Below are 13337 nucleotides of genomic sequence, written 5' to 3' on the forward strand. Positions count from 1 at the left end.
GTGGGCCTTGTAGCGTTATGCAATAGTCAGTTATACCTCTTACATATAACGAAAATATAACGAGCGAAAATGAACACTGAACACTTAGCTATTCGATCTGTTCCCACCAACATCATTAGCGGATTTTTAGGTGTGGGGAAAACGTCTGCAATTTTGCAGCTACTCAAACATAAACCAAAGGGGGAGCGCTGGGCAGTGCTGATCAATGAATTTGGTGAGATTGGTGTGGATGGAAGTTTGCTTGAAGGCCAATACACGCATGCTGAGGGTATTTTCATTCGTGAAGTGCCGGGTGGCTGTATGTGTTGCGCCGCGGGTCTGCCTATGCATATTGCATTAAACCAATTGTTGGCCAAAGCCAAGCCCGATCGCTTACTCATCGAACCCACAGGTCTCGGGCATCCCAAAGAAGTGTTACAGACACTCTCAGCAGAACATTATCAGGATGTATTATCATTGCATAAAACACTTACTCTGGTAGATGCAAGAAAACTCTCTGACCAGAGATATACTAGTCACGATACATTTAATCAGCAGATCGCCATTGCAGATGTTGTTATTGGTAATAAATTGGATCTCTATAAAGAGGAGGAACAGTCAAGGTTAATCGCTTATGTCAAACAGCACGGGCAAACTCACGCTGAGGTAATATTTACTCAATATGGGGAGATCCCATTATCAGCATTGCAAGGTTTAACCACAACCACCCCTATACCAATACATCATCACCATCACAAAACTCAAACAAAACCACTGGTTTCAGAGCTAGCGATACCAGCATGCGGTTTTGTAAAAGCGATGAACGAGGGAGAGGGGTTTAGTAGTATTGGTTGGCGATTTTCACCCAAAAAAGTTTTCAATCATAAATTGCTGTTTTCATTTTTAGCAGGTCTACGGGTTGAACGAATGAAGGCCGTCTTCATTACGGATGCAGGTGTGGTTGGCTATAACCTGACTGGTGATGCGCTAACTGAGATCCCGCTAGATGATTGCCTAGAAAGTAAAATAGAAATTATATCGAATGGGATAGATGACACATGGGAGTTGGCATTAATGCAATGTTTGCAAAATCCAGAGTAGCTTCTTATTTAAAAAAATACGCCTAAGCCTAATAGTTATTGCACACTTTATACATCAAAACGACCGATAATCCTAAGTATTGAATTCCTCCCGAAACGGGCACGTCAGTGTTGGCGTAAGTCGTCAGGTTGCCCTTGATAGGGTTTGATATTAACTAAATTTAATCGATAGGCCGAGGTTCCTAACGGATCCTCGAATAGACCCTGACTCAAAATACCTGACAAGGTAAAGGCCTTATGTAATTCAATGTTTTTAAATCCATCTATGAGCTGCACAAAAATCATCTGATTAGGCGGTGGTGGCGGATAATGAATACAGGCACCGAAATAAGGCACCAGAAAAAAGCTTTTAATACTCCTGTCGGCACTGACGTCAATGGGCAGGATAAATCCAGAAATAGACACCGCTTGCTCAAGTGTTTCATTGACTGTATTCGTTGAATACAAGGCTGAATTATAAGCTGGATCACTGCTTGCTTGCAGTGACAGAGCTAACTGCTTACTAAAGTCGTTTTCAGTTGTTTGATAATGAGCGAGTACCTCCTTTTCTGCCACGGGGATTAGCGCCTCCCATCCCAAGAGCGATATTTGCTGAGTGTTAAACGCTTTTAGCAATGCTTGGTCGGGCGTGGCGTACCACACTTTTTCGGCATTCCAAAAGGCGCTTATCGCTGGGCTGACTTTCTGAAAAAACATAGTCAATAGTATGCCAGCTACAAAGAACAAACCTAGAAAAGCCACAAACTTTAATCTGTTATTGAGCATTGGTTTTGACAACTTCTCATGGCAAGGCGCTGCAAACATAGGGAATAAAGAGTTTACAAAATTTCATTCATTCGGGATAAGGAATAACATTATCGAGCCGCATTCGGTAAGCGGATGCACCCAAATCATTCTGTATAATCTCAGTGGATAACACGCCTTCAAACCAAAAAGCATCATATAAATTATCCAGTGCAAAACCTTTTTCTAGCTCTGCATAAATAATTTGGTTGGGAGGAGGTGGAGGCATATGCAGACAGGCTCCAAAATAAGGCACAATAAAAAATTCAGTGACCAATTGCGCTTCATTTGTTTGCAGGGGTACGATAAACCCCGGCAAGCGGATCGCCATATTATCATAAGTATCAATGACTTGTGTTGAGCGTAAGGCTTGCTGAAAACGTTGGGTTTTCAGATCATCTGGCGATATTTCACCAAAAGTTTCCATAGAGTCCTGTTCAGAGCCATCTTGAATATCTAACAAAAAATCCGGTGGATCCATCAGTGCATCAAGGTCGTCCTGTGGCATGAGTGCGATCCATTCTAGTGTCTCGTATTTTTGTACTTGTTGCGGCCCCGCCACAGAAAATCCTGGCAAGACACTCAATATTAAAGCCATAAACCCCATTGTGATGTGCTGAAAACTGAGCATGTTACCTCTGTAAAAAGAATAGATTAGCTAAGTGTGATTAATATGTTATAACATATCATCTATGGGGTGTATATCCACAACAAATAACAAGAGTACGGCTCGGGAATTAAATTGATATCAAGTGCTTTAAAAATTAAAGAGTCTCTGGCGATTGACGTTAAAGGTGTATACCACCGCTACTCAAAGACTAAATATGCCGTAGGAATATTCATTCCCCGATGGACCCTAAAGCGTGGAGAACGAGTCTTTTTGCATGGCGCATCCGGCTCTGGTAAAACCACCTTGCTGAATCTTCTTGCGGGCGTGCTAAGTCCGACTCAGGGTGGAATACAACTGCTAGAACAAGAATTTTCTAGTCTTTATTCCCGTCGCAAAGATAAGTTTCGGGCACAACATATAGGCGTGGTATTTCAGCAATTTAATTTAATATCGTACTTAAGTGTGCTCAAAAACATTCAGCTTGCAGCCTATTTTGGTGGTAATGCAAAAAGTAAGGTTGAACAGAAAGCCAGTGAAATGCTAAGGAAACTCAAGCTCGACCCAGATGTGTTGCAACGACCCGCAGGCTCTTTAAGTGTCGGACAACAGCAACGTGTTGCCATTGCTCGGGCTCTCATTAATGCGCCTGAAATATTGCTAGTGGATGAGCCGACTTCTGCGTTAGATGCCGCTGCTCGGGATGCTTTTATGGAAATCTTGATTGAGATCTGCCAACTCACTACCACTACTCTGGTTTTTGTCAGCCACGACATGTATTTACGGCGTTTTTTTGACGCGAGTGTTGAAATATCATCACTGCTAAAACCAGTGGAGACTGTAGAATGTTAGTATCTGTTGCGTGGAGTAGTTTAAGAAGCCGCCGTAAATCGGTTATTTTGACGTTTTTTTCCTTGTTGATTAGCATCAGCGTATTACTCAGTGTTGAACATATTCGTCAAAATGCCAAAGAAAGTTTCAATAGAACAATATCCGCTGTGGATATTATTGTAGGCGCACCTAGTGGCCAGTTAAATTTGTTGTTGTACTCAGTATTCAGAATGGGAAACCCCACCAATAATATAGCTTATGAGAGTTTTGAAACCCTGAGTAAAAACCAACACGTCGCTTGGACTATTCCAATTTTATTAGGTGACTCTCATCGTGGATCCCGAGTGATGGGGACCAATGAAAATTATTTTGCACATTTCAAATATGCTAACAAGCAAGCACTTGAGTTTGCTGCCGGCGTGCCATTTTCCAAGCTATTTCAGGCTGTTATAGGTGCAGATGTTGCGAAACAATTAAAATACCAAGTCGGTGATGAAATAGTCATAGCCCATGGTATAGGGAATGTTAGTTTTGCCAAGCATGACAATACACCTTTTGTCATAAGCGGCATTCTCAAAGCAACCGGTACACCAGTTGATAAAACAATTCACGTAAGCTTAAACGCGATAGAAGCCATTCATTTGTCGCCATCTCAACAAAAGAAACTGCTAAGTGACCCCACCTCAGTTAACTTAACCCCCGAAAGTATGACAGCGGTAATGTTAGGTTTGAAGTCACTAATGGCTACTTTCAAACTGCAACGGGAAATCAACAATTACCAAAAAGATCAGTTAATGGCTATTCTGCCTGGTGTGGCGATGACTGAGTTATGGCAAATGATGGCGACAGTTGAAAACCTGTTACTGGTGATCAGCATCTTGGTGTTAATTTCTTCACTTTTTGGCTTGTCTACTATGTTGCTGGCATCCATGCAGCAACGGAAAAATGAAATTGCAGTGTTGCGAGTGTTAGGTGCAAGCCCAAGCGTTATTTTTGCATTGGTACTGATAGAAGCTCTGCTCTTAATTGTTCTAGTCATAGTGGCTGCAATAGGGCTTATCAGTTTAACCTTAACCTTGTCGAGTGATTGGTTGGCATCCGAATATGGCTTGTTTTTGAGTGGCAACCTATTGTCAATAGACTCTCTCAAGGTAGTCGCTGTTATTGTGGTTACCTCTATTATAACCTCGCTGCTTCCCGCTATTGAAGCCTATAAAAATGCCTTAAATGTGGGGTTGTCATCAAGGTGTTAATTATCATCATTAATATTGGTGTTATGTCTGTGTATAACTGTAAACATTAGAAAAAGGACAATTATGATTACTCGTCGGAAGTTTAATTTAGGAGTGGTTTCCCTGGCTTTTTCAGGACTTGCAAAAAGCGCATTGGGCAACAATCTCAACGTGGAAAAAGCAACTTTGGGCTATGGACCTTTGATTGTCGACGATAAAGGTTTATTGGATCTACCTGCAGGTTTTAGCTATAGGATTATTTCGACCTTAGGAGAAAAAATGTCGGATGGTTTGGACGTGCCAGATAGGGCTGACGGCATGGGTTGCCTGCCGCTAGATGGGGAGCGCGTGGCATTGATCCGTAATCATGAATTACACCCTGACCATATCGCTAAGTTACCACAATCCCTGCAAAACCATAAAAGTAACTTTTCCTATGATACTTATTCTAATGGGGTCGCTTTACCTGGGGGGACTAGCACTATTGTTTACAATCTAGGTACTGGCAAAAAAGAACAGGAATTTCTCAGCCTGATTGGCACAATTCGTAATTGTGCTGGTGGTGTCACGCCTTGGGGGACTTGGCTAAGCTGTGAAGAATCGGTCGATATACCTAATGGCACTATTAGTCAGGAACACGGATATATTTTTGAAGTACCGGCAACGGCCAAAGGACCGGTTGAACCCATCCCACTTAAAAAAATGGGCCGCTTCAACCATGAAGCAGCTGCTGTGGATCCAGCCTCTGGTATTGTTTATTTAACTGAGGATCGCGGTGACAGCCTTTTTTATCGTTTTATTCCAAATGCTTATGGAGATCTCGCCAAAGGGGGGAAATTACAAGCTCTGGTAATAAAAAGCAAAGCTCAATACGATACACGCAACTGGACCGGCATCACCATGAATAAGGGCCAATGGTTAGATATCGAGTGGATTACCCTCACTAACCCTGAAAGTCCAGAAGATGATTTGCGTTTGCAAGGTTATTCAAAAGGGGCTGCGTTGTTTGCCCGTGGTGAAGGGATCCATTGGGGAGAAAAGGAATTGTATTTTTGTTGTACTAATGGTGGCTTAGAGCAATTAGGACAAATCATGCAATATGTTCCTTCACCCTATGAAGGAACAGATAAAGAGGATCTTCAGCCAGGAAAAATACAATTATTTGTAGAGAGTGAAGATAAGTCTTTATATAACTTTGGAGACAATTTGACCGTGATGCCAAATGGACATTTATTAGTCTGCGAAGACCAATACACAGAGGTAGTAGACAATCATCTTCGTGGCGTGAGCGAAAACGGCGAATTATATGCCTTTGCCAAATTGCGTGAACAAACCGAACTTGCCGGAGCATGTTTTTCTCCTGACACTAAAACCCTATTTGTTAATGTCTATTCCCCAACCAAAACTCTTGCAATACAAGGCCCTTGGACGTGGTAGCGCTAGCTAGCGCTTTAGTTTTTTAAATTAATAGTCTGAGTGTTTAAATATCAATAGTGGATATTGAAGCTACAGTGTAAGAAGATTTTGCCTCGCCATTTAAGGCGAGGTTTAAAGCTCTCAAATAAATTGTTTAATGCCGAGTTGTGTAAGTATCGTAGCGTTAATGGGAGCAATTAATAAAATTACCGACTTAAAAAGCAAAAATTTCGAGCAATGTAAACCAAAGCGTACTATTTACATAACTATTAAGTTAAGGGTGTTGCATTAATTGTTTTTCGAAAAAAGAAAGCATCTCTTGGGTATATTCCGCCGCCTGATTGCCAGTTGAGCCAATATGCACGCCTTTTTTCATAAATCCGCCTGTGGCAGCATAAGTAAATAATTCTTTTGCTGTTAAGGATGGGTCCATTTTTCCACTTCTTGGATCGAAATATTGACCATGATTGTTGATATATAAAATATGAAAATTTACCACTGATGTTGCGTGAGCAATTTCAGTCGGCGGTACTCCTTCTCTGTCGAAAGCATGTCGCGCGTCTGGAAACATCATTATCTGGGCATCATTGCCACCAGACTGCAGTGCCTGCACTGCGCCTTGGCATTTTATAGGTGAAACCCAATCATCAGCATCACCGTGCAAAACAAGGAGGGATGCTCCTTTGGCTAGTTGCGGGCGGTTGAATTGCACGCCGCACCAAGGATAACCAGCCATAACAGCTCGAATGGCTTTGTCCTCACCGAATACTACTTCGCTAAGTGGCGCTGCTATGGCCATCATCACTGCGGTACCGCCTCTGCTTCCTCCGGTTGCACCTATACGTGTTGAGTCTATCCCGGGAGAGTGACGTAGCTTTTCTACGGCTGCAAGCACATCATAAGTACTAGCGGCAAAACTCATTTGACCTTGGTCGCTAATAGTATCGGTTATGCCTCGGCCATAAAAAGGGTCGATCACTAACGCGGCAATCCCAGCTGAGCTGAGTGTAACCGCTTGATGAATATGATGAGGGCCAATATTTCCACTACCGGGGTTGATAATTACCGCTGGCACTGACGAGGATTTGGTGTTGTTGGGCATAAATAACTGCGCGCTTAATTCTACCGCTGGACCAAGATTACCATTAATAATATTGGCGTAATCAGCAGGGGAGTGGCTGCTAAATGTAACCAGAGTGCCACTTATTCCATTGGCTAATTTAAGAGGCTCAGTAGCAAAGGTTTTACTATCCACTTGTGGCACTTTTAACGTTTCAGCGAAAATCGTGCAACTGCTAGTCAAAAGTATAAACAACAAACCAAACTGTCGTAACAATGGTTTAAATATGAGTGTGTTCTGATTGAACAATGTACGGTGTTTCATAATCTTTTTTCCTACTGTTAAATTCTATTTATTAGCTGAAGTCGCTAGTAAACTTAGCGAGTGTTTATCGAGCATGAAATCCTGCTTTATGGGCAGAATCGTGAGCCTTTTTTGCAACGGATAAGTTGGTTCACTACAGGTTTTACACTGGCTATCTGTTCAGCTCGCATTTTTTGTAGTGCTGTTACCACTTCAGGATGGTTTTTTGCAATGTCATACTTCTCGCCCGGATCAGCATTTAAATCGTAAAGTATGGGCTGTTGGTACTCGATAACCTCTGGATTGCCGTATGCTTCTTTAAACAAGAAATGGGCTTTATATTGGCCTTTACGGACAGCATAAATTTGATCACCTCGATAATAAAAATATTCATTTCGAATGCCAGTTTTTCCTTGCAACAAGGTATCTGATAAATCATAGGCATCGGAATTTTCTGGGGCTTTTCCACCGGCTACACTCACAAGTGTGGGTAATAAGTCGATTGTTGAACCTATGTCATGTACCAATTCAGGTTTGATATGTCCCGGCCACCAGAAGAATCCAGGGACCCGCAGGCCGCCTTCTAAAGTTTCATTTTTCCCGCCACGAAAAGGTCCAGCACTACCACCCATAGTTTCAAACAATAACCACGGACCATTGTCTGAACTGAATACCACTAAAGTATTTTCTGCAATGCCTTGCTCACGGAGAGTTTGTAAGACTTGGCCAACTGACCAATCAAGCTCTTCCATCACATCACCGTATAATCCTTGGGTACTACGGCCAGTAAACTCTTCAGAAGCAAAAAGTGGCACGTGAGGCATGGCATGAGCTAAATAAAGAAAAAAGGGTTGTTGTTTATTTTCCTTGATAAAGGCTGTTGCCTTGTCAGTATAACGTTTTGTTAACTCATGCTGATTGGGTCCATATTCCAGTACTTTTTCATCCTGCATCAAGGGTACTTTGAAATACTCTGGTTTGGGATGAGTCCATTGCTTGCCTTTACTCCAGTTAGCTAAACTCCAATCGTCACCATTTAGCTTTTTGATCAAACCCCAATCTTGGTTCATATCATTGGAATAAGGAACGCCGAACCAACTATCAAAACCGTGATGTGTAGGCAGTGCCTCAGGCATATGTCCTAAATGCCATTTACCTACCATGGCAGTTTTATAACCTTGGGCTTTTAACGCTTCGGCAATTGTCAGTTCGCTATCTGGTATTCCGCCAAGTGAATCTTCACGGAAAACGTTTCGATACGGAGCTGAAGACGCCAAACCAGCCCTGACAGGATATTTACCCAACATTAACCCCGCACGGCTAGGTGTACAAACTGGCGCTGCAACATAAAAATTAGTCCACTTCTGACCTTCAGCCGCCATTTTGTCGAGGTTAGGGGTTTTAAGTGTTGGGTGCCCATTGTTGCTCATGTCCCCGTATCCCATATCATCTGCAAATATGATGATGATATTGGGCGGTGTCACCTTGTCGAGATCTGCTGCATAAATGTTCGTAGAATATATACTTGCGAACCACAGTATTGCGTTACAAATTAGGGGTGATTTTACTTTCTTCATCATGATAGATCCCAGTTACTTATACTAAATACAGCTTCGGTATTGCTTGATCGGTTTGGTTTTTCATTATTTTAACCACTTATTAACAATAGCAGTATGGCTCTTAAGTTACAATCGTTGTCTTTTGGGGTTTCAATAATGGGTATATAATAAATTTATTTTAAATCAGTAGTTTAATATATGTCTCTGTATAATAATTGGTTATGTATATTAATAAGTAGTAACGTTGTCTTTTGTTTTTCTTGAGACAAAAACATACTTAATAGGTTAAAATGCAGTAACAATAGCTGGCTTTAATTAGCGCTAAACGGAAAGTAACGGTAAATGGAACATGAAAGAAGCAAAAAATAATACTATTCATGATGTAGCCAGAGTGGCTAAGGTTTCAATTAAAACAGTGTCCAGAATACTGAATAACGACCCGCGCGTTCGAGAAGCAAATGTAGTCAAAGTAAAGAAAGCGATCATCGAACTTAATTATAAAATGGATTTTAATGCGCGGCGTTTGCGTACAAAACAATCATACCTTATTGCCGTGCTTTACTTTGATTATCGAGGGAACTTCTACGCAAATATGGTAATAGGCGGGGCTATAAGTGCCTGTGATGAACTCGGGTATGACGTCCTGATCCGTCCTATCAAATATAGCGGAGAGAACCTTATGTCCAGTGTTATGCATATGATAGAGCGTTCTAATCCAGATGGTTTCATATTACCCCCTCCACTATGCGAGAATCAGTTACTCTTGGAGCTTTTAAATAAGAAAAATATTCCATTAGTGCGCATTTCTCCTTGTGACATTAATGGTAACGACTTGGTTTATTGTGATGAGGTGTCTGCAACGCAGAAAGCTATTCAACATTTAATTTCACTTGGGCATACTGAAATTGGTTTTATTAATTATTTGGTAGGTCACGCCGCAGGGAATTGGCGATACGAGGGTTATAAAAAAGCCTTAGCCGAAGCTGACATTAAGGAAAGACCAGAACTAGTTGAGCAGCATGAGTATCAAGCCAATATTGTTGAACATGCAGCACGTCGATTATTGAAATTGCCAAATCCACCAACAGCTATATTCACTACTAATGATGCTAGTGCCTCAATTATTTATCGCGTGGCTTCACAGCTCAATAAAAAAATCCCTTATGACCTGTCTGTGATGGGGTTTGATGACGACCCAGTAGTCGAATACCTGTGGCCACCCTTGTCGACTGTAAGGCAACCAGTAACAGAATTAGGCTATGAAGCTGCAAAACTACTCATTAGGAAATTCATTCAAAAAGAGGATGTTACTGAGATAGTTAATCCTAAATGCGAATTGTTAATTAGAAACTCATGTGGACCGTTAATTTCCTAAAAACCGATACAGGAATCGATTTCCGGCCCAGTAATCTTAATGTGGTTTTTAATACCTTAGCCTCTAATGCTAGGCACCGCATGTTTTGTTTGGCGCTCAATCTTAATGAAATACTCTTTTAAATAATCGAGTAACAGTCGTAGCTTTTTGGAGGTAGCGCTGCCAGGTGGGAAAACGCCATATATGTTGATGTCTTTTAGCTGGTAATCATCTAATACTGATTCTAACTTACCCGCTTGGATCTTGGGCCATGCGTCATATACTGGCACCCTGCCTATGCCATGCCCCCCTTCAAGAAAAGCAGTACGTGCAGCAGCATTATTGGTACTGATCCCGCCTTTTACTGCAACGCTGTATGAAAGATTGTCTTTACTTAGCTCAATGGTTCCCGCGGTCAATTTATACACAACCCACTGGTGTTGTTGTAAATCAGTGGGAACCTTTGGCCGACCTCGCTTTTTGAAATAATCTGGCGATCCGCATAAGCAGGTCTGTAGTGTAGAAAGCTTACTTGCTTGTAAACCCGAATCAAGCAATGGAGCACCTCGGATAGCCAGGTCGATGCCTTCTTGCATGATATTCACCACCTCATCAGTGAGCATTACATCTAAGTCAATTTTGGGATACAAATCGCGAAAGTTATTCAGTGCGGGTACTACCATTTGCAAACCCACGTTGACAGGGCAGGTTATTTTTAACAAGCCTTCGGGTTCGTTTTTAAGATTCTCTATTTGTTGGTTAGCAGTGGTGGCCCGCTCGGCGATGATTCGGCATGACTGGTAATACTCAGCACCAGCTTCAGTTAATGAAATTGATCGCGTAGTACGGTTGAGTAGTTTCACCCCAAGCTGTGATTCCAGCTTTTTAATGTGATAACTGACCACAGCTCGGGATAAACCTATATGTTTGGCAGCCGCCGTGAGATTACCTTGCTCAATAACTTGAGCAAATACCACCATGCTTTTGAGTTGTTCAAAATATAAGTTCATGTGCCATTATAGCAATATTGTATCAATTGTTCGAACAATGTTGTCTAATTTCTCTGTATTGTTAGAAGTTTGATAGAGGTTTAAACTTGTTTCAAATTCAAGACAGATGAGAAAAGATAATGAAAACACAACAAACAGCTAAGCACATCTTAATGGTGTTAACTTCACATGCTGAGCTAGGTAATAGTGGTGAAAAGACGGGATTCTGGATAGAAGAATTTGCCGCCCCTTATTATGCTTTTATCGATGCAGGTATAAAAGTGAGTATTGCTTCTGTAGCTGGCGGCCAGCCACCTATTGATCCTAAGAGTGAATTGGAAGATTTTCAAACGCCAGCAACCAAGCGTTATGATGAGGATAGCGAAGTACAAAAATTAATGGCTAATACTGCAAAATTACTTGATGTTGACGCTGCTGACTATGACGCAGTGTTCTATCCAGGTGGTCACGGACCATTATGGGATCTTACCGAAAACGTAACATCAATTTCTTTAATTGAAAACTTCCTAGCTGCCAACAAGCCAGTAGCCGCAGTATGTCATGCAACTGCTGCATTTTTGAATGTTAAAGATGCTAATGGTGAATATGTGGTTAAAGGCAAAACGGTAACGGGTTTTACTAATAGTGAAGAAGAGGCAGTACAATTAACCGAAATTGTGCCTTTTTTACTAGAAGATGAATTGATTAAGCGCGGCGGTAAATATCAAAAGGTTGCTGACTGGAGTGCATTTGCAATACGGGATGGTCTATTAATTACCGGCCAGAATCCAGCAAGCTCAGAATTAGCCGCAGAAAAATTATTGGCAATTTTAGCTTAGGCTTTAAGTGCTGAAAAATATTAGAAATAGTGAGGAATATTATTCATGTTAAATTTTAGTTTTCAAAATACTACCCAAATTCGTTTTGGTGAAGGTCAAATCGCTTCATTAAGTAAACAGATCCCTAGTGATGCCAAAATATTGGTGACTTATGGTGGTGGCTCCATCAAAAGCAACGGCGTTTATGATCAAGTTGCAGCAGCATTAGCTAATCATACTTGGTTTGAATTTTCGGGCATCGAGCCAAACCCAAGTTACGACACGTTAATGAAGGCTCAAGATATTATTAAAGAGAATAATATCAATTTTATTCTAGCGGTCGGTGGCGGTTCGGTGGTTGATGGTTCTAAATTTATCGCAGCTGCAGCTTTATTCGAAGGTGATGATCCTTGGGAAATAGTGAGCAAACAGACACGTATTAAAAAAGCATTACCTCTTGCTTGTGTACTGACTCTACCTGCAACTGGATCTGAGTCGAATACAGGTGCGGTAGTAACTCGTGATGGTAATAAACTGCCTTTCAACAGCCCGTTGGTTCGTCCTATATTTGCAGTGCTTGATCCTGCGGTAACTCTGTCATTGTCGGATCGTCAGGTAGGCAATGGTGTTGTGGATGCGTTTGTACACACTATGGAGCAATATCTAACTTATAGCGTCAACGCTAAAGTACAAGACCGTTTTGCTGAAGGACTTTTGCTAACCTTAATTGAAGAAGGGCCAAAAGCACTGGCGCCTGAAACGTCCAAAGATTTAGATATTCGTGGAAATATTATGTGGGCGGCAACTATGGCGCTTAATGGTTTGATCGGAGCAGGTGTGCCGCAAGATTGGACAACACACATGATTGGACACGAATTAACAGGTACTCACGGCATCGACCACGCACGTACGTTATCAATAGTATTACCTGCTGTGATGAAAGTATGTAAAGAGGCGAAACGTGAAAAATTATTACAGTATGCTGAGCGTATCTGGAATTTGACTGAAGGTGATGAAGATTCACGTATTAATGGTGCAATTGAACATACCGAGCAGTTTTTTGAAAAGATGCAGGTGCCAACACGTTTATCTCAGGTTGATTTAGGTGAAGCGGATATAGATTTATTAATCGAAAAATTGACGCGACACGGTATGCTGAAGTTGGGTGAACATAGCGCAGTAACACCTGAGATTAGCCGTGAAATATTAGTCACTGCACTTTAATTTTTAGTTATTCGAATAGTAAATAAAAGGGGCGCTTGCGCCCCTTTTGATGTAATGACTGAGTAACTCAGTCATTTGTTTG

At 41.5% G+C, this 13337-nt stretch carries 12 protein-coding genes; 7 read left to right on the forward strand and 5 right to left on the reverse strand.

The features are described from left to right. Positions 1-69: 69 nt before the first annotated feature. On the forward strand, positions 70-1080 hold the full coding sequence (locus GARC_RS19760) for a CobW family GTP-binding protein (protein ID WP_007623626.1): 1011 nt from the start codon (positions 70-72) through the stop codon (positions 1078-1080). A gap of 104 nt (positions 1081-1184) precedes the next feature. Here the strand turns inward: GARC_RS19760 and GARC_RS19765 are convergent, their stop codons facing one another. Both GARC_RS19765 and GARC_RS19770 read right to left on the reverse strand, forming a co-directional pair. Beyond that, positions 1185-1844 carry a DUF3299 domain-containing protein gene (locus tag GARC_RS19765; RefSeq protein ID WP_007623628.1) on the reverse strand — a complete coding sequence of 220 codons (660 nt, stop codon included), beginning with the start codon at positions 1842-1844 and terminating at the stop codon, positions 1185-1187. A gap of 67 nt (positions 1845-1911) precedes the next feature. Continuing rightward, positions 1912-2460 carry a DUF3299 domain-containing protein gene (locus tag GARC_RS19770; RefSeq protein ID WP_226989238.1) on the reverse strand — a complete coding sequence of 183 codons (549 nt, stop codon included), beginning with the start codon at positions 2458-2460 and terminating at the stop codon, positions 1912-1914. A gap of 144 nt (positions 2461-2604) precedes the next feature. On the opposite strand from GARC_RS19770, the gene GARC_RS19775 reads away from it, so the two are divergent. From GARC_RS19775 to GARC_RS19785, 3 genes are all read left to right on the forward strand, one after another. Then, the gene (locus GARC_RS19775; RefSeq protein WP_226989240.1) at positions 2605-3321 is read left to right on the forward strand and encodes an ABC transporter ATP-binding protein; all 717 of its coding nucleotides are present in this window, start codon (positions 2605-2607) and stop codon (positions 3319-3321) included. Continuing rightward, positions 3315-4553, forward strand: a complete 1239-nt coding sequence (locus GARC_RS19780) for an ABC transporter permease (RefSeq protein WP_007623632.1) — start codon at positions 3315-3317, stop codon at positions 4551-4553. The genes GARC_RS19775 and GARC_RS19780 overlap by 7 nt, the downstream gene beginning before the upstream one ends. Positions 4554-4616: 63 nt before the next feature. Continuing rightward, positions 4617-5969: an alkaline phosphatase PhoX gene (locus GARC_RS19785; RefSeq protein ID WP_007623633.1), complete on the forward strand. Its 1353-nt coding sequence runs from the start codon at positions 4617-4619 to the stop codon at positions 5967-5969. A gap of 253 nt (positions 5970-6222) precedes the next feature. Here the strand turns inward: GARC_RS19785 and GARC_RS19790 are convergent, their stop codons facing one another. Both GARC_RS19790 and GARC_RS19795 read right to left on the reverse strand, forming a co-directional pair. Then, a complete protein-coding gene (locus tag GARC_RS19790; protein WP_007623634.1) occupies positions 6223-7332 on the reverse strand; it encodes a dienelactone hydrolase family protein in 1110 nt (369 codons plus the stop codon). A gap of 86 nt (positions 7333-7418) precedes the next feature. Continuing rightward, positions 7419-8891 (reverse strand): sulfatase family protein, encoded by a 1473-nt coding sequence (locus GARC_RS19795; RefSeq protein WP_226989241.1) that lies wholly within the window; start codon positions 8889-8891, stop codon positions 7419-7421. A gap of 328 nt (positions 8892-9219) precedes the next feature. On the opposite strand from GARC_RS19795, the gene GARC_RS19800 reads away from it, so the two are divergent. Then, positions 9220-10245: a LacI family DNA-binding transcriptional regulator gene (locus GARC_RS19800; protein ID WP_007623636.1), complete on the forward strand. Its 1026-nt coding sequence runs from the start codon at positions 9220-9222 to the stop codon at positions 10243-10245. A gap of 56 nt (positions 10246-10301) precedes the next feature. On the opposite strand, the gene GARC_RS19805 is transcribed toward GARC_RS19800, so the two are convergent. Then, positions 10302-11234 (reverse strand): LysR family transcriptional regulator, encoded by a 933-nt coding sequence (locus GARC_RS19805; protein WP_007623637.1) that lies wholly within the window; start codon positions 11232-11234, stop codon positions 10302-10304. Positions 11235-11353: 119 nt separating this feature from the next. On the opposite strand from GARC_RS19805, the gene GARC_RS19810 reads away from it, so the two are divergent. Both GARC_RS19810 and GARC_RS19815 read left to right on the forward strand, forming a co-directional pair. After that, positions 11354-12052 carry a type 1 glutamine amidotransferase domain-containing protein gene (locus GARC_RS19810; RefSeq protein ID WP_007623639.1) on the forward strand — a complete coding sequence of 233 codons (699 nt, stop codon included), beginning with the start codon at positions 11354-11356 and terminating at the stop codon, positions 12050-12052. A gap of 45 nt (positions 12053-12097) precedes the next feature. Further along, entirely contained in the window at positions 12098-13255 is a 1158-nt protein-coding gene (locus GARC_RS19815; protein WP_007623641.1) for an iron-containing alcohol dehydrogenase, read from the forward strand. Positions 13256-13337 lie beyond the last annotated feature (82 nt).

It is taken from the genome of Paraglaciecola arctica BSs20135 (assembly GCF_000314995.1).
Classification (GTDB): domain Bacteria; phylum Pseudomonadota; class Gammaproteobacteria; order Enterobacterales; family Alteromonadaceae; genus Paraglaciecola; species Paraglaciecola arctica.